The sequence below is a fragment of the Bradyrhizobium sp. USDA 4532 genome, assembly GCF_024171315.1.
GTDB classification, from domain to species: Bacteria; Pseudomonadota; Alphaproteobacteria; order Rhizobiales; family Xanthobacteraceae; genus Bradyrhizobium; species Bradyrhizobium australafricanum.
On record NZ_JALJZN010000001.1, the window covers coordinates 4,190,960 to 4,214,859 of the forward strand.

Annotated in this window: 10 protein-coding genes and 5 pseudogenes; 6 read left to right on the forward strand and 9 right to left on the reverse strand. The window is 58.2% G+C overall.

The window, feature by feature from the left end; translation table 11 throughout:
- Positions 1-2,095 precede the first annotated feature (2,095 nt).
- From J2R76_RS19300 to J2R76_RS40755, 4 genes and pseudogenes are all read left to right on the forward strand, one after another.
- Positions 2,096-3,367 carry a Coenzyme F420 hydrogenase/dehydrogenase, beta subunit C-terminal domain gene (locus tag J2R76_RS19300; RefSeq protein WP_253624594.1) on the forward strand — a complete coding sequence of 424 codons (1,272 nt, stop codon included), beginning with the start codon at positions 2,096-2,098 and terminating at the stop codon, positions 3,365-3,367.
- A gap of 420 nt (positions 3,368-3,787) precedes the next feature.
- Positions 3,788-4,972, forward strand: a pseudogene (locus tag J2R76_RS19305) (IS3 family transposase).
- 1,487 nt (positions 4,973-6,459) lie between these two features.
- On the forward strand, positions 6,460-8,964 hold the full coding sequence (locus J2R76_RS19310; protein WP_253624595.1) for a CoA transferase: 2,505 nt from the start codon (positions 6,460-6,462) through the stop codon (positions 8,962-8,964).
- A gap of 497 nt (positions 8,965-9,461) precedes the next feature.
- Positions 9,462-9,580, forward strand: a pseudogene (locus J2R76_RS40755) (IS630 family transposase); the annotation flags it as partial.
- A 1,077-nt stretch (positions 9,581-10,657) separates the two neighbouring features.
- On the opposite strand, the gene J2R76_RS19315 reads toward J2R76_RS40755, so the two are convergent.
- The 9 genes and pseudogenes from J2R76_RS19315 to nodU form a co-directional block, all read right to left on the reverse strand.
- Entirely contained in the window at positions 10,658-12,310 is a 1,653-nt protein-coding gene (locus J2R76_RS19315) for a class I adenylate-forming enzyme family protein (protein ID WP_253624596.1), read from the reverse strand.
- A gap of 833 nt (positions 12,311-13,143) precedes the next feature.
- Positions 13,144-13,728 (reverse strand): annotated as a pseudogene (locus J2R76_RS19320) (IS5/IS1182 family transposase); the annotation flags it as partial.
- Positions 13,729-13,816: 88 nt separating this feature from the next.
- On the reverse strand, positions 13,817-15,061 hold the full coding sequence (ltrA, locus tag J2R76_RS19325; protein ID WP_256521781.1) for a group II intron reverse transcriptase/maturase: 1,245 nt from the start codon (positions 15,059-15,061) through the stop codon (positions 13,817-13,819).
- Between the two features lie 669 nt (positions 15,062-15,730).
- Positions 15,731-17,383: an IS66 family transposase gene (locus J2R76_RS19330; RefSeq protein ID WP_253624598.1), complete on the reverse strand. Its 1,653-nt coding sequence runs from the start codon at positions 17,381-17,383 to the stop codon at positions 15,731-15,733.
- Positions 17,384-17,430: 47 nt separating this feature from the next.
- Positions 17,431-17,778 (reverse strand): IS66 family insertion sequence element accessory protein TnpB, encoded by a 348-nt coding sequence (gene tnpB, locus J2R76_RS19335; protein WP_028340773.1) that lies wholly within the window; start codon positions 17,776-17,778, stop codon positions 17,431-17,433.
- Complete coding sequence (locus tag J2R76_RS19340) at positions 17,775-18,176, reverse strand: transposase (protein ID WP_253624599.1); 402 nt, start codon at positions 18,174-18,176, stop codon at positions 17,775-17,777. The genes tnpB and J2R76_RS19340 overlap by 4 nt, the downstream gene beginning before the upstream one ends.
- A 95-nt stretch (positions 18,177-18,271) precedes the next feature.
- Positions 18,272-18,412: pseudogene (locus J2R76_RS19345) on the reverse strand (IS630 family transposase); the annotation flags it as partial.
- A gap of 215 nt (positions 18,413-18,627) precedes the next feature.
- Positions 18,628-18,786, reverse strand: coding sequence for a hypothetical protein (locus J2R76_RS19350; protein ID WP_253624600.1), 159 nt, complete (start codon positions 18,784-18,786; stop codon positions 18,628-18,630).
- 446 nt (positions 18,787-19,232) lie between these two features.
- Positions 19,233-20,903 carry a nodulation protein NodU gene (gene nodU, locus J2R76_RS19355; RefSeq protein WP_253624601.1) on the reverse strand — a complete coding sequence of 557 codons (1,671 nt, stop codon included), beginning with the start codon at positions 20,901-20,903 and terminating at the stop codon, positions 19,233-19,235.
- Positions 20,904-22,139: 1,236 nt separating this feature from the next.
- Here nodU and J2R76_RS19360 point away from each other — a divergent pair.
- Positions 22,140-22,774, forward strand: a pseudogene (locus tag J2R76_RS19360) (anthranilate synthase component I family protein); the annotation flags it as partial.
- Positions 22,771-23,355, forward strand: a complete 585-nt coding sequence (locus J2R76_RS19365; protein WP_253624602.1) for an aminodeoxychorismate/anthranilate synthase component II — start codon at positions 22,771-22,773, stop codon at positions 23,353-23,355. The pseudogene J2R76_RS19360 and the gene J2R76_RS19365, both read left to right, overlap by 4 nt.
- Positions 23,356-23,900 lie beyond the last annotated feature (545 nt).

A 23,900-nucleotide genomic window follows, 5' to 3' on the forward strand; every position in this document is an offset into this window, starting at 1 on the left:
CGAATTTCGCTACGATTGGGAGAACTCGTGTGAAAAAGTTGACACCGCGCCCTTGCGCGGACCAGCGTTTTTGCTCGTCAATGTTGCCGCGGCATCATACGCACCGAGCCGGCGAACACCGCCTTGCTTTCCCAGGTTCCACGCCATTCCCGAAGCTCTTCGGCGCCTATATAAGCATTATCATACGGATCGAGCTGACGCAGAACTACCAAGAGCAGGAGGAGTCCAGATGCGTTAACAGGCATTTGGCGAGTTGCGAAACCAAAATCGCGAGCCAGCAGAGCGCGTCAGCCCATACGGATAACTTACTGAAAACTACAGATAGTTGGAGCATGTGATCAGCCCTGACGTAGTTCGCTGGAATCCCGTGGCGCCGAGCTTCACCAAGATACGTAGTTCAGTGGTCCGCCGCGCGAGTCGGTAACTCCTAGTACATGGGAGATGGAGTTCCACGACGGAACGCCGACGGCCGCGGGAAGTTCAAACGCCAGTTTGCCGACGAAAGGGCTTTCCTCCAAAGCAAGCATGCCCAGGCCATCCCGGGCGCTTTAGGAATTAAGCCGCTCAAACGGGTCAATGGCGTCGCTGACGCGTCCCGTTGATGCCGAAGCCATTGTGCACTGCCCTTTTTAAGTCGACGGATCTCGAATGGAAGTCCCATGGCGAACGCGCTCTCGCTCCTTACGACTACCCTCACGTTGTCATCGAGAAAGTCCGTCTCGTGCGCGTGGTAGCTCACGAGTCGACAACTTCATCGGAGGACAACTGCTTTTAAATATACTTCTGCTTCCATCCCGGCAGGGCCGGAGAGACACTCCCTTGGTAGCCTAGAGGATCCGTCCCCGGGCCTCCTGCTCTAGCAACTGCTTAGTGGGCGCGACACGGTCCGCCTCCACGATCGTACAATCCCTTGAACAGGAGCTGTCGCGCGAATATTCCATCATCTTGCAGGCCCAGCTGGCATTGCCGATTGTCCGGCCAATCGAGCGGTCGGATTTGGCGCTGATGAGTTTCTGGCCGTCGTACTCGGTGTCTCACAAGAATTCGACAAAAATGCTCTCAGATCAACCCGAAGCCACATGCCATCGGCGCGTCTCGTCAAGCTTGTTCAAGCTCGGCACGAGGACGACCGCCTCACATGAGACGGCATCTGTAGTGCCAACTGGGTCCAACCAGACGTGTTCGGTTGACTACGTCGATGTCAAACTTCTGACGACCCGCAGCGTGATTAGCTAGATGTGTTCTCTTTCGTAACAACCCGCGCACAGAATTCCACGAGCGGCACGCCGATTGCTAGGATGCGGACAGGCCGCAACCAAGGCCTTCGCAGAGGCGGTGCCGCAGGAGTTTCCGATGGACCAGTTCGATGAATTCTAGTCAACGCTGGCGCTAGCCTCTGAAATCGAACATCGTGAGATGGGAAGGTGAGGACGATCTCTGAAGTGAATCGGATGGATGCAACTTCCGTATGTCACGTCGGCGCCGATGGTGGAGACCAATGCGCGAGTGGGGTTGGAAGATAACCCGAACCTCTCCCAGGCGCGGCTGGCGACAAGGCCTAACTCTAGTCTAAGGCGGCGCAAACATCCTCGATCGGATGGGGGGTGCGCGTGATGAGCCCGGATTAGGTGCGGGAGAAGCTCGCCCTCAAGATGCACACTGAGACAAGTTCATGTCAGAGAAGATTTATGTTTGAGAATTCGAAGTTCATGCCTTGGCGGCCGCCGCGTGCGGTTGGACTGCTGGGAGGCGGGGTAGTCGGCGGCGAGCGGACCGCACGGCTTGTCCTCAACGGAGTCGACGTGCGGCCGTGCGGTCGAGCGCGTGCAACAGATTTTTTTGAGCGCGCGGCGGGCGTATCGTTGGCTGACGCAAGCTCCTCTGCCGGCCGAGGCCTGCTCACAATGGTCAGCTCGGTCGCGGACGTTGTGCCCGGCGTGGGCCTTGTGCAAGAATCCGCGCCGGAGCGACTCCAGCATAAGCGGCAGCGAATGTGGCGAACCCCGAGAAATCATCAGCGGCGCGTGAAGACAGCTATGCGCGCCCGGAGAATCAGACCGCTCACTAGGTATCGTGAGGCTTCAGAGGACGCCCAATGGCGCGCAAGCAGTTCCGCGGCAAGCGAACGTTCTTCGCCGGGCCCACCCGAGACGTCGAGGATGTAGTGGGCGCCGGCCTCTGCACAGGCTGTGGCGTGTGCGCGAGCATCGCCGCCCCTGTGATATCGATGGGCATCAATATCGAAGGTAACATGCGGCCTCTCGTCCGAGGTGAACTCGTTGCCAGCAAGAACGAACAGATCATGGCCGTCTGTCCGGGCGTGTCGGTCCAAGGCCCCGGCAGGCCTCAAGGGGTCACCATTCATCCCGTATGGGGACCCATGCGCGAATTACATAGATCTTGGTCCAGCGACCCGGTCGTTCGTCACAAGGGTGCCGCAGGCGGCACATTGACCGCCCTTGGCCGATATCTCCTGACTAGTGGCCGCGTTCATGCGGTGCTGCATGTCCGCGCCGACGATCGAAAGCCGTGGCTGACAACATCCACGATATCGAGAACACCGGACGAAGTGCTGCGCGGCGCCCAATCTCGCTATGGCCCATCGTCACCTCTCGTGGAGGTGCACCGGTTGCTTGAAGAAGGCAAGCGCTTTGCCGTGATCGCCAAACCTTGCGATATCTCGGCCGTTTGTGCGCTCGGGCGTGTTGACCCGCGGATCGAGCGGCTGATCCCCTACAAGTTGACCAACTTCTGTGGTGGTGTTCACTCCGTCCACATCGCAAAAGCTGTAATGCGCCACCACGACGTCGACGAGTTGAACGTCGCCTTGTACCGATACCGTGGGGAAGGATGGCCCGGCCCGCTGCGTGTGCAGACCTTCGACGGAACCGTTTACGACCTACCCTATCCGGGGGGTTGGCACATGGGCAAATTCCGCTACGAACTCCAGTTTCGCTGCAAGATCTGCCCAGATGGAGTAGGCGAAGTCGCAGATATCTCCGCGCCAGATGGCTGGATACTTCAGAACGGAAGACCGGTTTATGCTGAAGCACCAGGAGTCAACGTGGCCGTCGTTCGCACGCCAATTGGCGAGGAGTTGCTCCATGCGGCGATCGACGCAGGATATCTTGAGGTTGCACCGGCTTCGGTCGAGGAGATCGATCAGATGCATACTAACCATCACGCGAAGGCGGCTGCTTCCGCTGCTTTGTTCGCCCTGCGACTCATGGGCCAAAGGACGATCAAGGCTTCCGGCTACCGCGCGAATGAGGGCCTGAAGCGCGCAGGCTTGCGCAGCATCTTCCGGCAATTCGTAGGGACGGTCAGGCGCGTGCTCACCGGAGAGAACCGTGAGCACCTGATCTGATCTGTTGTCACTATTTGAAAGTCGTAACTTCGCCGGCCGTACGTGGTCCGTTCGGCAATGACCGCGAGCTCGCACCGCACAACGGCACCCGACCGGATTGCATCGATGCAGCTCGACGAGCACGTACCTCCACGGAAGCTCGCCGCAAATGTGGCGGAAAGCAACGGTCCCGGCGAACACCTCGCATAGGCATATCCGGCATTCGTCCTGACCGCCCGGTTAGCAATTTCGGTCAATGCTTCGCCTTCATACGCCGAAGGTTAAATCAAAATCGCCTTCGCCCGTTTCAGTCCTGAATCCGGCGTGCGTTGGTATTTCTGCCTGTTCGCAGCCAAGATATTCCAGCCGAACACGGTTTGACCTGCCCCTGAGTATTTCCTCCAGATGGAGTTAGATTCCGGCCTGAGCAATGACGGACAGATGAAGCGAGCAAGGTTCACGGAAGAGCAGATTATCGCAGTGTTGAAGGAGCATGGGGCTGGGGCGACGACAGCTGACCTGGCTCGCAAACACGGAGTCTCCGAAGCGACGATCTACAATTGGAAGGCCAAATTCGGCGGCATGGAAGCTTCCGAAGCTAAGCGGCTGAAGTCGCTCGAGGATGAGAACGCGAAGCTGAAGAAGCTTTTGGCCGAGCAGATGCTCGACGCGGCCGCTCTTCGCGAGCTTCTGTCAAAAAAATGGTAGGGCCCGCCGCCAAGCGCGCCGCTGTGGCGCACCTGAAGGCCGTGATGGGCCTTTCGGAGCGACGGGCCTGCACGATCGTCGACGCGGATCGGAGGATGGTCCGTTACCGATCTTGCCGCCCTCCGGATACGGATCTTCGTGCCCGGCTGCGCGACCTTGCTCACGAGCGCCGACGGTTCGGCTACCGTCGACTGTTCGTCCTGCTGCGGCGGGAGGGCGAGCCATCAGGGATCAACCGCATTCACCGGATCTATCGGGAAGAAGGGCTGACGGTCCGCAAGCGGCGGCTCGCCGCAAGGCCATGGGGTGCCGGGCACCATCCTGGTGGAAGCAAAGCCGAATGCGCGCTGGTCGCTGGACTTCGTCCACGACCAGTTCGCCAATGGACGACGCTTCCGCATCCTCAACATCGTCGACGATGTCACCAAGGAATGTTTGGGCGCCATTCCTGACACATCGATCTCGGGCCGGCGTGTGGCGCGGTAACTGACGACGATTGTCGCCCGCCGCGGCAAACCCGGCCTGATCGTCTCCGACAACGGCACCGAGCTCACCTGCAACGCCATGCTCGCCTGGTGCAAGGAAACCGGCATCGACTGGCACTTCATCGCACCGGGCAAACCGATGCAGAACGGCTTCGTCGAGAGCTTTAACGGCCGGATGCGCGACGAGCTCCTCAATGAGACGCTGTTCTTCGATCTCAACGACACCAGGACCAAACTCGCGGCATGGGTCGCCGACTACAATGGCGAGCGCCCTCATTCCTCGCTGCAATACCTCACGCCCGCGGACTACGCCGCCACTCTCACCGCAACGGACGCTCGGCTGCGCAACCCCGACCAGCTCCGCCGATCGTCCGTTGCTCCACCCGCGCCACTTGGCGTACAACCCACCGAGACTCTAACTTCCGCTGGATGAAAGTTCAGTGGCAGGTCAGGTTAAACACTTGGGCGATTGATGAACTCCAATACGTTGGCTTGCAATATAGTTAAGTTATTACTTGATCGGCTTTTGTCCCAGCTACGCACTTGGTTTGGAGATCGACCTTGGCGCGTTTGATGCCTGAATTGGGCTTATCAATAGACACGAATGTTCACGAGGGATCCTCGTCCTGCATTCCCAGTTCCCCGCGGCAGGCTCTCGCGTCATGGCCGTTACTTAACAACATAAATGACGCCTTTTGGAACCTTGAGAGATTTTTTTACTCAGCAGGCTGACGATGCAAGAAAATTCACAAGTGAGTCTAGGTGCCGCGGACTCTCCGGTGCCCCATTAATTCGGAGCTCTTCGTCCATTCGCTGACCATGAGCTATGCTCACGCACGTCCTATTCTGATAGCGGCAACTCGACAAGCCCGTTAGGTTCACAATCCGGGACAACGTCTCGACGACAGCGGCGGTAATTAGCCTGAATCTTCCTCTTCAACATTGGCAGCACGGGCTATTCTGAAGCTCAGCTGAATCTCGTGCGACGCCGTCCGCGCCGGAACGTTCAACGTCTCGAATCCTTCGAACCTGAATGAGCTGGTGATTTGGCACGAACATTCTCGACTTTCTCGATCGTGAGTGGCGCCCTTCCTGCTCATAATGGCCGGCGAAAAAAAGGCGTAGAAGACGGCCGCTCATCGGGCCGGCCGGCGAGATTCTGCGACCGCAAGCCGCATGCCCCGTTGCGCCCGCTATCGCTCAAAGCGATGCCGCCTTGAATGCTGATGTTTGCCTAACCGTTGCTTGAATGGCGAATGCAATATTCCTCACCAGACTAAGTAGGGTTTTCATGCTTGTTAATGATGTACCGTCAAATACCAACTCGACGAATAGATTACAACGCAATTTGCCGACAGGACAGGACAAGGTGCAGCAATGGCAAGCATAGATCCGTTGTACGTCTCACGCCCCTATATGACAAACGCCACTTCTATCCCGATACGTCCCGGCGGTTTGTCTGCCTTCAGCGAGCGCAGAAGGTCACGATGATTTCCGAGCCATTTATCTCAATCACAGGGGCGGTTTGCGGTGGAGCCAGCCCGCATCTGCCGGTGAGCACACGGATCGCGAGATCGCCGCGGAAAGCATACGCCAGATCCATAGGATCGTGTCGCAGTCGGCATTTGGGTTCCAGAGCCGATCTGACGAAGTTCGCGGGCCATTGCCGCTACCATCTTCGAGCCCGTCTGCACCACAACCGTTCTGCACCACGAAGAGGGGTTATGAGGAAAGCCCGAGGGCGGTTGATTTGCGTGTCAGGGGAGACCTAGACAGAGCGAGTCCCAGCATCTCCAGCGGGCATACCAATGCGCACAGCCTCCTGATGACCTCGAGGGCGCCGGATTTCATCCTATACGAATCCGATCGGCATACTTGACGCCGACAATACCGATCCCGGACAATCGAAGAGTAATAGCGATGCGACGTTCAAGCCTTCCTCTCTTCGGCGTCAAGGTCGTCGATTTCGGCCAGTACATTGCTGGCCCGGCGGTGGCGATGATCCTCGCCGATCTTGGCGCCACGGTCGTACATATCGACCCGCCGTCCGGTCCCCTATGGGACAGCCCGGCCAATGCGACCCTCAATCGAAACAAGTTAATCGTCTCGATCGACTTGAAGTCTGAGGAGGGGGTGTCGCAGGCGCACGCGCTTATCGGGAAAGCGGACATCGTAGTCGAGAATTTTCGCCCGGGGGTACTGAGCCGCCTTGGAATTGACTTTACGGCTCAGCGCAAGACCCGACCTGACCTGATCACCGTGTCCATTCCGGGCTTTGCTTCCAACGACAGGCTCCGTCGCGAGTGGCGTGCCTTTGAGGCCGTAATCGCGGCAACCTCGGGCGTGTTCACCGACATGGGGCTGAGCCGCGTGCTGATGGGTATCAATCCGTCGTTTTCGCCGCTGCCTCTGGCATCGGCCTACGGCACGATGCTCGCCGTATCGGCCACGGTGCTGGCGCTTCAGGCGCGCGAGCGCAGCGGAATCGGCGACCAGATCGAGGTACCTCTTGCATGCGCGGTTATGGAGGGCCTTGCGTACAACTCGATCAATATTGACGCCCTTCCGCTCCGCTACAAGAATCGACGCGAGCGCGAGATCGACCGGCGGCGCGAAGCGGGCTTGCCTATGGATCTTTCCTACGAGTCCTCGCAAGAGCTCCTAAATCCATTTTGCCGCAACTACAAATGCAAGGATGGACGCATGTTCTATGTTGTCTGTCCAAGCCACAAGCATCACGCCAGGCGCTGTTTGCAGCTTTTGGGACTATACGACGAGCTCGTGGCCGAGGGGTTGACGGAGGAAGCCGATACCTACCGCCCTATCCGCGAATGGCGATCCGACGTCTCGCTTGCCGACTATTCCGTGCCAAAATATTGGGCCGACAAGATCGCCGGACGGATGAAGGCGATCTTTCTGACCCGAACCGCAAAGGAATGGGAGCGTATCTTCGGGAAAGGCCGGGTCCCTGGTGCACCGCAGCGCTGGCTGCAGGAATGGATCAGCGACGATCACGCGGAATGCGCGGGCTTAATGATTGAGCTTGACGATCCCGTATACGGGCGGATGACCCAGCCGGGACCTGTGGTCTGGCTTGAGGAAAGTGGGGAAGCGATGTTGAGCGCGGAGCCACGGAAATGGGTCGCCTTCCACCAGGCACTCGCGGCACTCTTGGCGACACCTGCTAGGCCGCAGGCGGTCAGGGCGGCCAAGGCATCCGCGGGATGGCTCGACGGCGTGCGGGTCCTCGACATGTGCAACGTCATCGCTGGCCCGCATTCGTCGTCCTATCTCGCGCGTTTCGGGGCCGAGGTGATCAAGATCGATCCAGCGAGCCCCTTTTACGACTGCTTGTTCACAGTGATCCTTGGCATGACCCACATGCGGGGCAAGCGCTCGATTTTGGTAGACATTGGCTCATCTGGCGGCCGAAAGGTCTTTGAGAGGCTGGTGAAGTCAGTTGATGTCGTAGTTTGGAATGCAACTGACCGGCAGATCAAGCAATGGGGACTCGATCTGGAGGGCATGAAAGTGCTCAATCAGGACGCGATCTTCTGCCAGCTCGATTGCTTCGGCGGCATCCGTCGCGGCCCGCGTAGCGACTACCTCGGCTATGATGACCTGGTCCAAGCGACAACTGGCATCATGTTGAGGTGCGGGGGCTCCGAGGATACGCCCGAGCAACATGCGCACATCGGTACGATCGACGTGATGTGCGGGTTCGGCGCGGCTCTCGGCATTGCTGTCGCGCTGTACCAGAAGGCTAGGACCGGCCGTGCTGGGCGAAGCCGGACGTCGCTGTCGGCCCTCTCCGGCGTCTTGCAAATACCGTTCTGCTACGACTTTAAACGGCGTGGGGAGTTCAATGAGCCGGCAGGTATCGATGTAAAGGGCTATGATGCACTGACCCGACTCTATCAGACGGCCTCGGGCAGCAGTCTCCTGTTGAGCGCCTTCGAGGACGACCTGGCTCGCTTTGTCCGGGTCGAGGGGCTTGAAAGGCTTGCTGACGTACCGAAGGAGGAACGAGATTCCTTCCTTGTTACGACTATCGGAAAGGTTTCCGCCAAGGAATGGTTATCGAGATTTATTGCAGCCGATATCGGCGCCGCAATCTGCGAGAACATCGCAGCCCTGCTGTCGGCAAATTCGAGGCCCGCAGATGGCACTTCAGGGGTCGAGCAGGGCAGCTATTCCTTCTCAATATTTCGAGACCATCCCAGCGGGCATGCCGTTACGCAGGTTGATCCTTATGCGGTCCGCTCGGCGGTCGGAAAGATCTATGCGTTGTCCCCGGCGGAAAAATACGGCGCCTCGACGCGGCAAGTCCTACAGTGGTTGCAATACTCAGAAGCCGAAATAGATGCTTTGCTCGCCACAGGCGCCGTAAGCGAGACCTGGAGTCGCGAGTATTTGCCTGGATGAAGCAAGTAGATCAAATATATTTATGCGCTGATCCAGTCATCTCTGCCACAGGATCCTTTCGATTGATGACCCACACGATCAGACGCCTATCAATCTTGTTGGACCGCCTCTGGCTGAGGTTTGGCCTAGAGCAAGCCCTTATTTCTTCCGCCCCGTACAGCTCAATCAGATCAGCCAAGATCACCGCGCTATGGACACTTGCTGGAGACGTACGAGTCTTTTGGCTCTAGTCATCTGGAATACAAGCTCATCATAACATGATACCTGAAATCTCTTTAGACAGACGAGAGCGCTTGTGGCGAATGAAGTGTGCGGCCCGGTAGATCGCACCGCTACTGCTGCGTGCGCTGGAGAAAAACGTACTTGACGACGCAAGCTCGCCGTCATCGTGCTGCCGGTGGCTATCTGTGCGACGCGGTGCGATTCTGCTGTTGGAGATGATTTACCAAGCAAATCCGTGGTTGCCAAACTCAGCATTCATGAGCACATATGTGGCGCACGTTATCCAGACATTCAAATCATCGAGCGATCCGCCGCTCGTCGCAGGTGCGCGATATCGTCGCCTCCACCTATCCCACCGAATCGCGTTCTTGTGCTCAGAATCGATGAGAAACACTAGATTCGGGCGCTCAAGCGCGAGCAGCCGGTCTTGCCGATAATGCCTGGCGTACCGTAACGTCGTACTCTGCGAAGGTTTGCCGCATCATGCCTTCCATACGGCGCGAGATCAAGCGTCGTGTGGCTGTCGAGCCTGTCATCCGCCAAGTCAAGGCTGAGCACCGCATATGGACCCGCAAAACTACGGCAATGGATACACTTCGTCGACCGCATCAAGCGGTCCTCGCCGCGGCCGACTACAAATTTGCCCTGCTCCCGCGGTTGGTTGCAGAACTTTTGTGTGCCATCACCCGGGCGTTCGCCACAGCCGTGCGGGCTCAAAACATCACCTAAATCACAGGTCGCGCGCCTCTTTCAGAGGACTACTGATGAACTTCTTGCAGTCGCAGCGACTTTCTGAGCATGGGCGACTGGTTGCTCCCGAGAGGAGCTCGGCATGACAAATGGTGCTTTAGATGTGAGCGCTGCGAACAAGTGTGAGATTCTGCGACGGACGACGGGGAGAACGTCTGCAATTTGCGCTGATCCTCTCAGGCGCGGGCAAGCTTCGAGCACGCCGCTCTCGGTAAGCAGTGTCAGGATTTGTTTCGAGCTAAATCACGCAAGCGAGCTGATCGAGGCGAGTTGACGACGTCACCCGGCAACGATCTCCCGGACGATGAAAGCCGCAATGACAATCCGGTCAGAGCGCTACAGCGAGGCGCGTCTGTCCGTTGGACAACCACGATTCTTGCGGGCACCGACGGAATACCAACTCGCTCGAAGCCCTCAGACATAGACAGCCTGAGTAGGGCCTCGATTCTGGCGTCAACTCCATCAGGGCTCGGATCTCAGACGCTCCTCGGCATATGCTTTTGTTGCACCGCTGCAGTCATGCGCTAACCATAAGAGAGAAGCACTCTCTTTCCGTCAGGGTGGCAGCAATGAAATTTTGTCGACCAACCCAATCTTGAGCCACGCTCCGCGCGTCATCAAGTATGAGCGCGTTTCAAGCCCGAGGTCGTCATTGTTTTTTGACCGATTGAAGTATTGAACGGCACTGTGTGCGCGCGAACTGTGGCGTAAAGTTTCAACTTCAGCGCCAGCGTTCTTCCTTGGCGTCGTAAGCGCCGACGAGCGGATCGCTTACGGCCATCAGCTCACGTTTAAGCACTTTATTGCTCGAGGTCGCTCTAGGAAGCGCCGAGGTGAAGGCGATGTACCGCGGCACCTTGAAGGCGGCAAGTTGCGCACGAGAATGTTCGAGAATGCGCTGCACGGCCAGACTGTCTGGCGTGACACCTTCCCTCAGTTCGACGTAAATCTTGACCTCCTCTCCGCGCTTCACATCGCAAACGGGCACAGCAGCCACGTCCGCAATCTCAGGAATCTCGCGAATGACAGCCTCCACCTCCCGCGCAGCGATGTTCTCGCCTGAACGACGGATCATGTCCTTCGTGCGTCCCACCAGCCAATGAAAGCCGAGTTCGTCGCGACGCATCAAATCACCCGTCTTGAACCATTCGCCTTCAAACGAAGCGCCATTTGCTTCCGGCTTGTTCCAATAGCCCTTGAGAATCCCCCGCCCCCTCACCCACAGCTCACCGACGTCACCGATCGACGTCGCGCTACCGTCCTCTGCCACCAGCCGCAGCGCTCGAAAAGGCGCGCGTATCCCAACGGAGCCTAAGTCGACAACTTCATCGAGCTCCTTCGTCGTTAGTGTACCGAAGCCGATTTCCGTCATCCCGTAAGCATCCTGGGTACGCACCCGAAATCGCTTGCGAAATTGGCGTATCGTCTCAGGACTCGAGCCCCAATTCAGGGTTTGCTTCAGGCACGTCGCCCCGTCTTCGTCCACGGCTTCGGCTTGGCGAGCTATCAGCTCGGTAACTTGGCACCAGTTGATGCGGTACTGCTTGACCCAACCGATGAAGCGCGTCGTGCTGAGCTGCGGAGCCAAGAAGAGCGTGCCACCCTGTCGATACGACCTCAGAAGATCCCCTTGCGGATCGCCATAAAAGAAGGGCTTGGCAGATAAATACCTCCGGTACGGCTGCTCGTCCCAGCACACTCCCTGGTACGAACTCACGCCCCAATAATCGTGCGTCAACATGCAGCCCTTCGGAAAGCCGGTTGTCCCCGATGTGTATTGAATGTTCAACAAGTCATCGGGGCGGATATCCTCCTCTAACGGAGATTCGCTGGCGCCCTTGAGCAATTTATCGAAAGTATTGGCTGTCTCACGGGAAGGCTGTCTAATCAGAATTACTCGCTCCTTGACGAGGTCCTCCGGCCAAGACTCCATCGCCGAGAATACTGGCCACGCGGCCCCTTCCAGAACGGCGAACTTGGCCTGTGTATCACTGAGAACGTATTTGATCTCCCTCGGCGTGTAGCGCATGTTGATCGGAACCATCACCGCACCGAGCTTCGCAAGCGCGAACCAAAAGATGGGAAATTCGATGCAGTTGGACAACATCACCCCAATGCGATCGCGCTTGCGTACACCAAACGCACGCAGTGCATGCGCAAATTTATTAGATAATACGTCCATCTCGGAGTAGGTTGCGCGCTCGCCGCTCTCGAAGACGTCGATTGCAGTCGTTGAGCCATGCGTTCTCGCCCGCATTGAAACCAGCTGTCCGATCGTGATAGTCTCATATGCCGCTTCCATGTCCTCGATCTTGCGCAACGCATTTGCGACGTGCTTTTGCAGCTGGGTTTGTGTCAATTTTGGAGAGAACATTATTGGTATCCTTGGTTTTGAGGTGAACAAAGGCAACTCTGCCAACGGGAGCAGCCTCGGCAATGGATAGCTCGCTGAGGTTGCCGAGCGCTAAAACCGTACGATGCGCTGCCCATTCCAGGACCTCGATCTGCATGCGCGTAACGAACATGACCGCGGATCAGGCGCGCTGTCATCCGGAGCTCAAATCCAACGTGCGCCTCATCGTTTGATTCAACTCGAACGGCGCGACGGCGGAGTGGGCAGCTCCCGTGATCGGATATCTTATCGAGCTTCGTGGCCTTTCAGGGGAGCGTCCCTCCGCGTCCTCGAGGCGAACATGAGACGTCGAACGAACTAAGTACATTTGCCATTGCCACACCTTTTTATGGTGATGAGCTGCATCATAGCCCGTGCGGCGAATTATTGATTGGGTAATATACCATTGTCGACGATCGAGACACTACCTACTCTGGTGAAGGACTTGTTTTGGGCTGTTGAAGAAACGGATTTTGGCACGTGTCAGCATTCAAATGCAGAAGAGCGTCGTGGAGTCGCAGCTACGTCCTTGGAACTGCAGCTTGCGGTAGAGATGACCGCTTGCCAGGCCGTGAGAAGCCCAGCGAAACGCTGCGCTGGTTGGCCCACAGATCAGGATCGCGCGATACCGAACTCGCGGCCTTGATCGACGCTGATCGTCGCCGAAACTCCTCACTGACTTGCGGGCACTTTCCTGCACCGGCACAACGTCAGTGCTGCGGGACGTAGAACCGTGACGCCAACGCCGGCGAGAAGAGGGAAAAGGTATCGACCATCATGAGTCGCTCGTGAAGAACTGGCGGCGGCGCCCCGGCTCAAGCGGTGTTTCGAGCCGGGACGGTCTCGAAGAAGGCTCGGATGATGACACGCAAGATCTCTACGAGCCATCTCAGCAGCAGGCCGAAGTTATAGCCGGCGGCGGCGATAACAGCGTTGATGCGGTCGCCGAGGCGTCCCTTGAGATAATTTCTGTCCATACGGCGCTCGGCCTTGACGTGGCCGATGACGGGCTCGACAGCCGCGCGACGCTTCATCTCGCGACGGATGGAAGCGCTGACGCGGCGGACCTGACCCGAGATCCAGACCCTGAATCGATGCGGGTGGTTATCACCGCGATATCCTTTGTCGACGTGGATACGGCGAGCCTCCACCCCGGTGAGCTTCTCCATGTCGGCGATTACGGGACCGAGCGTGTGCTCATCGAGGGGATTGCCATGCAGGGCCTTGGCATGGAGCACGAACTGGCCGCCCTTCGGAGACGTCACAGGGGTGGCTATGCTGACCTTGCAGCCTAACTCGTAGGGCGCGCGGGCTTTACCCTTGCCGATGCACTCAACCTCCGGAGCATGCAACGCATAGACCTTCGGACCGCGCTGATGCTGATCCTGGCTGCGCACCTGCTGCGGTCGCGGTAGGGACACGGATTTCTCCGTGCCCCCCGCCCAGATCCGTACGTGCGGAACTACCGCATACGGCTCCTGCCTTGGGTCATGACGTATACCTTGGGTTGGGATGCGGATGACATGCGCGGACTTTCGGGATGTATCGCCCAATGAATCGTCGGAACCTTTCCCAGGTCATGCGAGAGCGCTGGCTGCGTCGACGAAGCGAGCGCAGCCAGGCCCGGCAGACCTCGGCGCGGAACATGCCGAGCCGCTTCAGGTTCCCCGGGATCGCGTGGTAGTTCAGGTATCCCTGCATCACGCGACGGAGCCAAACGCCGGTCTCACCGATAGGCGCATGGCGACGTTTCATCAGGTCGTGTCGTATCGCACTCAGCGTCGCCCGCAAGCGAGAGGCGATGGTCACGCGCCGGATTGTGAAGTGCGGGTTTATCCGGGTCACCGCGCAGATGTGCGTGAACCCGAGGAAGTCGAACGTTTCCGGGCGGCGTTGCCCCCGGCGTGCGCGGCGCTCGGCCGCGTACCGTCCAAATTCCAATACCCGCGTCTTCTCCTCATTCAGCGACAGACCGAACTTCGCCATCCGCTCACGCAGTGCGTCGAGAAAGTGCAGGGCCTCGGACTTTGTTTCGAAGCCCATGACACTGTCGTCCGCATAGCGGACGACGATGACATCCCCTTTTGCCGACTTACTTCGCCACTGATGAGTCCAGAGGTCGAAGACGTAGTGCAAGTAAATATTAGCAAGAAGCGGTGAGATCACTGCTCCTTGCGGAGTACCTACTCGCGCTACGGACTTCAATCCACCTTCGACAACGCCAGCGGTTAACCACTTGCGTATCAGTCGTAAGAGCCGGCGGTCTGCAATCCTGTGCTCGAGGAACTGCATCATCCACTCGTGATCGATCGTATCGAAGAACGAACGGATGTCAGCGTCGAGCACCCAGTTCACTCTTTTCTGATGAACGCCGATCCACAGTGCGTCCAGCGCTTGGTGCTGGTTCCGCCCCTCCCGGAATCCATAGGAAAAGCCGAGAAAGTCCACCTCGTAAATCGCATTCAAGACCGTCGTCACCGCGTGCTGGACGATTTTATCTTCCAACGCTGCGATTCCGAGCGCTCTCAGTTTGCCATTTATCTTGGGGATATTCACTCGGCGAGACGGGAGTGCCCGATAGCGACCTGACTGGACCGCGTCCCAAAGCACTTCGATTCGCTCGTCGAGTCCTTCCTCGTAGGCACGCCATGTCACTCCGTCGACGCCGGATGCAGCGGAATGCCTCAGTCGCCTGAAGCTTTCCGTTAGCAGTTCGCGCGTCACATGGTGCATCAGCGCTGTGAACCGTGTCTTCCTATTCCGTCTTGCCAGTTCACGTATAACATCCAACCTCGTCGACGCGCTGGTCCGGCTCTGTGTCCGGGGCACAGGAGGATGTTTGCTATTGCCCTTGGCTGCCCGCCTTCCCTCCGGACCTTCCGCGAGCATCGGTGTGGACCCGTCGCTCTTGTTCAGATCGTTCATTGGTACTGTGCAGACATCCGACTTCTCGTCGACGGTGGTGCTGGGCTTACGGCATTCAGCCTTCCCCAGCCTGCCCGAAGGTTGTTCCCCCTCGGGCGACGACGAGATCTCCCAGTTCCTGTGCGAAGGATTTCCCCGCATGCTCAGGGTCTCCGACCGCGTGGAGCCGTTGGGTGGCTTGCGATAAACGCCGTCCAACGTGTTGCCTTCCGCATTGCATAACTGCGTCGGCGCTCCAGACTTTCGATTTCGCGGCTCAATGGCTGGCCTGCGGTTTCCCCTGTCAACGCTTCGAAGTCGCCCTCACGGACGCCTCCGCATGACTCGGGGTCAGGGTGGGTCGCTACTCCTTTTCTGTATCGAACTTTCATCGACTATCCTTCGCCAGTTTCACTGGCGCACTACGCATACGACGAGGACCGCCTGATTGACGCACGCGCGCGGGCACAGTGAGCTCTATGATCGGTTGGGTGAAGGTCAGGCGGCCTGCTGACCGGCAGGCTTATCGGCTTGGCGCAGGAGCTTCCATTCCCAGGGCAGCAGTTCGTGCAGCCGCGACGTGGGAAGATCGGCGATCCGGGCGAGGACGTCGGCGAGCCAGGCCTTGGGATCGACGTCGTTGAGGCGACAGGTCGTGATCATCGTCAGCATGATAGCGGCACGGTCGGCGCCACGCTGGCTACCAGCGAAGGTCCAGTTGCGCCTTCCCAAGGCAATGCCTCTCAATGCACGCTCAGCGCAATTGTTGGTCAAGCAGATCCTGCCATCGTCGAGGAAGCGGGCGAAGTCGTCCCAGCGCCTGAGCATGTAGTTCATGGGCTTTAGGACCTCGGCGGAGCGCGAGAGGGTTTCTCGCTCGCGCAGCAGCCAGGCGTGCTTGTCGTCGAGCAGCGGCTTGCTCCGCTCCTGGCGCACGGCGCGCCGCTCGTCGGCACTACGGCCGTTGATGGCGCGCTCGATCTCGAACAGGGCGTCAAGACGCCTAACCGCCTCCAGCGCGATCGGGGAGACCGGTTTGCCCTTGCGGCCTTCCCGTGCGGTTTTCTCGATGTCGGCCAGCTCGAAGAAGGCTCGCCGCGCATGGGCCAGGCAAAATGCCGGCGTGATCGGCATCGCTTTCCTTTTTGGGTCGAACAACGGCTCGAAGCCGCCATAGCAATCCGCCTGCAGGATGCCGGCGAAGGCGGCCAGATGCTTCTGGGGATGTTCGCCCCGTCGGTCGCCCGAGGCATAATAGACCGCCGCCGGCGGCGCAGGCCCGGCGAACGGCCGGTCATCCCGCACATAGGTCCAGATCCGGCCGGTCGTGCACTTGCCCTTCGCCAGGATGCGGATGGTGGTGTCGTCGCCATGAAGGCGCTCGGCCGCGAGCACATGACGCTCAATCAGCTGGAACAGCGGCATGACAGCGAAGGTTCCGTGGCCGACCTGGTCGGCCAGCGTCGACAACGGCAGGTCCATCCGCTCGGCCTTGAAGCGCACACTCTGGCGATTGAGCGGGATATGCATGCCGAACTTGTCGAACAGGATCGTCGCCAGCAATTGCGGACCGATGAAGCCGCGCGGCGTGGCATGGAACGGTGCCGGCGGCTGGCTGATCTTCTCGCAATCGCGGCAGGTGAACTTCTCGCGTACCGTCTCGATCACCTTGAAGCGACGCGGGATCTCCTCCAGCGTCTTGGTGACATCCTCTCCGACCTTCGCCAGCCGAGATCCACCGCAGCAGGCGCAGCTCGTTGGAGCCTCAATGACGACGCGCTCGTGTTCGATGTCGTCCGGCCATGGCTGGCGAACCGGCCGCTTGCGCATGAAGGGGCGGACGTTCTGCGTCTTCGCCGCTGCGGCCTGCGCGGCAAGCTCATCCTCGCTCGCTGTGGTGACGAGTTCTTCGAGCTCCAACTCCAGCTGCTCGAGCAGCCGTGCCGAGCGCTCGGAGCGCTGCCCGTACAGTTCGCGTTTGAGCTTCTCGATCCGCAGCTCGAGATGCGCGATCAGCGCCTCGTTGTCCGACAGCTCCGCCTGTGCACTGGCAGCCACCGCCTCGGCTCGCAGCCGCGCCTCACGCTCGGCCTGCAGCGCCGCCAGGGCACTCGCAAGGTCCGATGGAAGATCGTCCGGCTTCGATATCATGAAGCCATTGAATCAGATCACATAGCAGATTCAAACCGTAAAAGCGGCTATCCGACCCGCGTCGGCCGATGGGTTTCTTGAGGGTTACGCCAATCGATCCCGGACAGCAGATAGCTCAACTGCGCCGGCGAGATCGTTACCGATTCACCGGCAACCGATGGCCAGATGAACTTTCCTCTCTCGAGTCTTTTTGTGAACAAGCAGGCTCCCTGGCCATCGTGCCAGATCGCCTTCACAAGATCGCTGCGGCGACCGCGGAAGACGAACAGATGACCGCTGAGCGGGTCTTTGTGCAGCACCTCCTGCACTTGGAGTGCCAGCGACGGAAAGCCTCTGCGCATATCCGTGTAGCCTGTCGCGAGCCACACTCGCACATTCCCCGGTATCGCAATCATCGGCGTCCAAGCACATCGAGGACCCGCGCCAGCGCCTCCGGATCGACGTGCGCATCCACCCGGATGCACCGTCGGTTGCCGAGATCGATCTCTATCAATCCAGTACGCGCGGCTGCCACGGAGCGAACTCGGCCATCAACCGTAGGCAAAAGCTTCGGAGTTTCCTCAGCCGATGCCGCTACGGCGGCGATCTGCACCGGCGTAAAAGATGGTACAATTTGTTCCGATGTCCGTGCTTGTCGACGCCAGGTAAACACCAGGCTGGCCGCTACTCCGTTGCGACGCGCAACCTCAGTCACCTTCGCGCCCGGCGCCAACGTCTCCTCGACAATCCGTGCCTTGTCGTCCTGCGACCAGCGCCGCCGCCGCTCCAGCCCGCCCAAAACCTCGACCCGCATCGCCTGATGACCTTAAAGCTAGACTTAAGGTCACACGCTTCGCGAATTACCACCCGTCACGCAAGACGGCCCCTGTCGGATGCGTACCCTGCTGCGCTGCTGCGCCCATCCGCTGCCAACAGAACGATCCGCGCCCACTTCAAATCGCGCTGCAACTTCATCGGTGAGCGACAGCACGCCTCAAGCACCTTGCGATCTTTCCTCGAAAGGTGGACTTCTCTTGCTTCGGGTATCATCCATATCTTGAATCACGACACACGATCCAAGAAAAGTGGGTCCTAGAGCGCCGCGTCTTTCTGACCGTGGCGTGCCCTTCTAGCACCAGGATGTGAACGTGGCGATAGCCGTACTGAACGCGAGGATGACAGATCTACTTGGTCTTCTGTTCAAGAGCAGCCTGGTCGAAGCGACAGGCATGCAATGGTAGGTTATTTGGCCAGACTTGAGAGCGTCACAGAGACCTGCCATCGCTGCGGATCTCGTCGACCTGCTCGCGCTTCCTGCGAGGCTTCATAGATTTCGGGATCTCGTCCTGCGGCATCTCCTTGTCGGCGACAGCTCTACCGCTAGCCTTCTTCAGTTTGCCGTTCTCCTTCTCGAGCTGTTTCAACGGTCGTTCTTTCTCCAATTAAAATCGGTCGCCGGGCTGATCCTGGCCTTGCAGCAGATCTCCGCAACCGCAACGCCATCGCTGCTCCAGGATGATCGCATTCTGGGCGTCCGAACACTTCGAGACCGTCATCGTCTTGCCTCCTCCCAGCCAATGGGATTTCGGCAACGAAAGCTCTAGCCAAAAATGGTCCAGTTTGCCCGTCTCAGATCAGCGTCGCTCAAATCCGACGTCAACGGTGCAAAACGACGGTCACCGTCCATCTTGATCGAGAGCGCGCAATGCTTCCCCGACCACGAGCGGGTTCTCGCGTGCGGCGAACTGTGGTTCAGTTCAAACTGCAGGGCTAAGTCGATGAGCATTAATGCCAGGTGAGCAGCACGCCGCTAGCACAGCACTGAAGCACCGAGCGGATCCTGCCCGCGTCAGGCCGCGATCGCATTCACTTATGGCGTTTTTGTCCATAGCAAGCCCTCGCACCATATGTGCTCAACGCGCCCCCACTGGCAGGCCGCCGCAGCATCCGGAAAGAACCCACGTCCATGGTGGTTGGCACTCGTATTGCAAAGCAACGGAATTCCGGTGAGTCTTTCACACTCGACGAGGAGTTTGGCGACGTTGTGCTGGGACGTTCTGGAAATTGTTTGCAATCGTGCAGACCCGTCAAGATGCACAACTGCGGGAACTTTGTCCAGCCATTCCGGCCGCGTTTGGTGATCAAAAAGCATGTAAGGATCCGGCGTTCCTGGGCTGAAAATATCCGGTGCTCGATCCTCTAGGCATATCGGTGCCACTGGTCGGAAATGTTCGCGAAGCTTGATCTCGTTGAGATGATCCTTCATTCCCGCAGATGTCGCGGCTGCGAGAATGCTCCTGCTACCTAGTGCTCGTGGCCCAAGCTCGGCACGGTCAGCAAGGAAAACAACGGGCTTGTTGCGCGCCAGGATGGCCGCAAGCTCACGCATGCTGCACGACGCCGAATCCCAACCAGACGGAACCTCGCTGCACTGCAGGGCCGGACCGCTATAAACTGACCACTCCAACGGAACGAAGCCTTTGTCTGCCGCCACTGCGGAGCAGGCAGCACCGATTGCCGAGCCGCTGTCATTCGGAAACGGTGGCACCCAGACAGCATCGAATTGACCTGAGGCACGTAGCGCACTGTTCCATTTGATGTTCAGACCGCACCCGCCCGCTACGCACAAATGTCGCGCTCCTGGTAGATACGAATGCCGCTGCAAGACATTCGTCACTTCGCGGACAAGCAGACGCTCAAGGAAGCAATGAAAGGACGCAAGCACATCTTCGGGTGACTTGGCCGCCAACCGGAGCTCGCTACCATCGAGAATGTCATGTAGTGCCGCGAGCGCGGCATCCATACTGTTATCGTCCCCACAGTATCTAAGAGAGAGAGCATCGGCCGCAAAGCGATCCTCGTAAAGCTCCCGAAATGCCGCCACGATGTCTTCATCAACAGACCCGCGCGCGATGTAGGCCATCAACTTACCGGCAATAGATCGGTCCCCCCAGCCGCGACGGTTCGCTCTCCTATAGGGTCCGAAATGATGACCCATCGCAACATAGGCGCATCCAATTATTGGAAATAAGCATTCGATGAACCGGGCCCCTTTGCGTTCCACATAGTAGAGGCGCGGAAACATGCCGCCGTCCCACACCAAGCAGAAGGCGGGTTCTCCAGCCTTGGCAAATGGGCTAGTGCAGTATGCAGAGGCTACATGGCCTGTGACGTGCGGATAGCTTCTATAAGGGAAGGCCCTCCCGTCGAGCTTCAGGCCAAAGCCGTTGCGCGAAGTAAGCAGACCCTCGGCATGGCGTTCAAGATACGGCCCCCCTTTGAGGATGAGAGGCGCCGCACCACTGACGACGTTGAACCGCGATTCTACCTCCCCGACCCAGCCGTCGATAACAAACTGGTCAACGTCCCGCGTATCCAAACCATGCTCCGCCAAAGCGACGACAATGTCATTGAGATTGTCGATGCTTTGGTACCGCGGGTTGTTGCCCCGCTTCTCCTGTTCAACACAAAAGACGAGCCGCTCATCCTCGACAAGAGCAATCGCTCCGTCATGCGTGAGCTTGATACCGCAGATTCGCATAAGCCCTCCAAATCTAACGCCGACCGTTCGCTTTGATCGAATATCCAATCAGTCTGGAAGCTGGCGATCAAACGTTCTTTCTTGACCGACGCACCTTCGCATGGCGGACGCTCGCCTCAATAAACCTTCGTTTGCGCCCGCGTTTCATTAGCGTTCACCAGAAATGGATTATTTTCGAACGGCCCTTCACCAAAACAAGGCGGCGCCATCGTCCTTGAGCGGCCACGAGGCTAGCCACGCGGGTTGCATCGAAGTACGGGCTGCTCTGATTGATCATGTATGCGGCGTTCCGAAATCTCCGGTCCGCCGATCGCCTACTTGGTGAGCCACTCGCCTCTTTTGCATTTCATTCTTCATTTCCTTCACCCGCTGCGCCGACCGCGCATAAGTTGAGTGGGCGGGACCGACGCATTGACGACGTCGGAGCGAACAAGGGGTTCTGTAATACTGCAGACGGTTTGATCGGCTCCCTTGGTACGCGAACTAAATCACTGGTGACGTCTCCTGGGCAGCTACCACATTTGATAGCGTAACAGAGTAAGGATCATCATGTTGGACACGCCTCGTTTTGACAAAGTCGCCACGACCGAAACAAGCCGTCAATGCGAGCCTAACCAGCGCGTGGTTGCAGCTCTACCGATCCAGCATACCGGTCGATGCTATCCCGATGGATTTACCGGCTTCAAGAAACGAAGTGATCCATTGCGAGACTTGACTTTAAGACGTTCCTCGCGCCCAGCTGCGATCGTTGTTACAAACAGTGGGCGCAATCGTCCTGTAGAAGGTCAGCATTGCGTAGCCATCAGAGCATGTGAAGGACCGAGGCATACGACTCTTGTCCCCAATCGACTTTACTCGTAGCCAAGGGGATGCACTCAGACCGATGGTAGCGACGAGTTCATCACCGACGCAGATTGAACTTTTCTACCCCGAAGACGCATTGCCAGCTCGAGCTCAGAGCAGCCACGAACACGTACATCATCGATCATGTGCCCTGCTGCGCATATTCACGGCTGTTGCATCAGGTTACATAGCGGCGTGTGGCTCTCGCAGCGATCGACCAAAACATTAGCGACGGATCAAGATGACACGCATGGAACTGATTGGTTTCAGAGCTGCGCGACGGCTCACAAGTCAAATTATCTTGGCATGCGTGGTCGTTCATACTCTGATTTGGAGAATGGCCCGGACGGAGTCGCGCCGACTTGTTGTCAACTGAAATGTTGCGCGCTCACGCTGACGATCGCATCGAGCTCTCCTGAGCGATTTCTGAGACTTGACGGACGGCTAGTCGAAACACGACCGATCAAGGGTACAATCGCGCGCTCCGCTGATTCCGCCGAAGATCTGCACTGTACCGAGCTCCTTCTCGCGTCAGAGAAGGATCGCGCTGAGAACATTATGATCCGTCGACCTGCCGCGCAACGATCTGTCACGCGTTTGCACAGACGATTCGGTCGAGGTTTCAGCACTATGCAACTTCGAAACCTATGCCTCAGTCCGCCATCTCGTGTCCGTGGTCAGGGGCGCGCTTGCCAGTGACCAAGATGCTATCAGTCTGCTTCGCGCTTGCTTTCCCGGCGGCTCCGTCACTGGCGTCCCAAAGGTGCGAGCAATGGAGATCATTGCGGATATCGAGAAAGTGGCGCGAGAGGTCTATTGCGGGGCGATTGGCTTTATCGGATTCAATGGACACATGGACACGAACATTGCGATCCGCACCGTCGTGATCGAGGTTTGACGTGGCTGTGTTTCATGCAGGCGACGGAATAACGGCGATGTCGAATCCTGAGTCCGAATATGAGGAGACGCTGGCCAAGGCAAAACGACTGTTCGAGGCCTTTGGTGCCGATCAATCTGGTGCTTTTTGATCTTCATCATCGACAATTACGATTCTTTCGTTTTCAACATGGCGCGCTATTTCCGCAAGCTTGGTGCAGAGACGCAAGTGGTCCGAAATGACGCGATCAGCGTGGCTGATCTCGCTTGGCTCCAGCCGCGTGCAATCGTCATATCGCCCGGACCCTGCACGCCAATGGAGGCTGGTATATCCACCGCGGTTGTCCACGAACTTTCGGGGCGGGTCCCAATGCTTGGCATCTGTCTGGGTCACCAATGTATTGGAAGCGTTTTCGGCGGACGCGTGGTGCGTGCACGTCGTCCCATGCACGGGCGGGCCTCATACATAACGCACGACCGTCGTGGGGTATTCAAGGAACTGCCGTCTCCACTTTGTGTCGGGCGCTACCATTCTCTGGCGGTCGAACTCGATCTACCAGACGCACCGGATCTCATGGTGACAGCCCGTTCGGATGAGGGAGAGATCGTGGCTTTGGCACATCGGCATCAGTCGACCTATGGCGTACAGTTCCACCCCGAGTCGGTACTTACTGAGCACGGTCACGTGCTGCTTATGAACTTCTTGCGATTGGCAGAGAGTTTCGGAGCATGAACCGGAGACTTCATCGCGAACTGGTAACCTGGTCCGCAGAAGCAACTGCGAGCTGCGCATTTGGCGAATCTGGTTGGACGCAACGTCATGCGAAACAGCTAACATGCAACGATAGCGATACGAAAGAGCTCAGTCGGTACGACGCGTACCCAACTTTTTCTTATAGTGCAGTCTCAATTGATTTACTTGAAGCCAACGATATGTGGCCCTTTTCGCATTACCTCGATTCGATGAGTCGGCGGATTATCATCTAGCCTCGTCGCAAATGTTTACTCGAGATCCGCCAAGAGACTGGCGGTGCCATGCGGCAGTCTCGCTACCGCTGCCCTCACGGGCGTTTCCTCCCTTGACTTGGCCGCCGATCCGCTAGGATCGGCGGTTCCCGTCGATGCTAAGTCAACGTTCTCATGATTGAGGAATCGTAGATCAATCTGCACTCGGCTGACGCGGTGTCGGACAGGGGACAACGTGTGTGATGGGGGCTGGAAGAACTTATGTAACACAGACGCGTGCAATTCAACATTCGAGAAGCCTTGCCAGGCGAA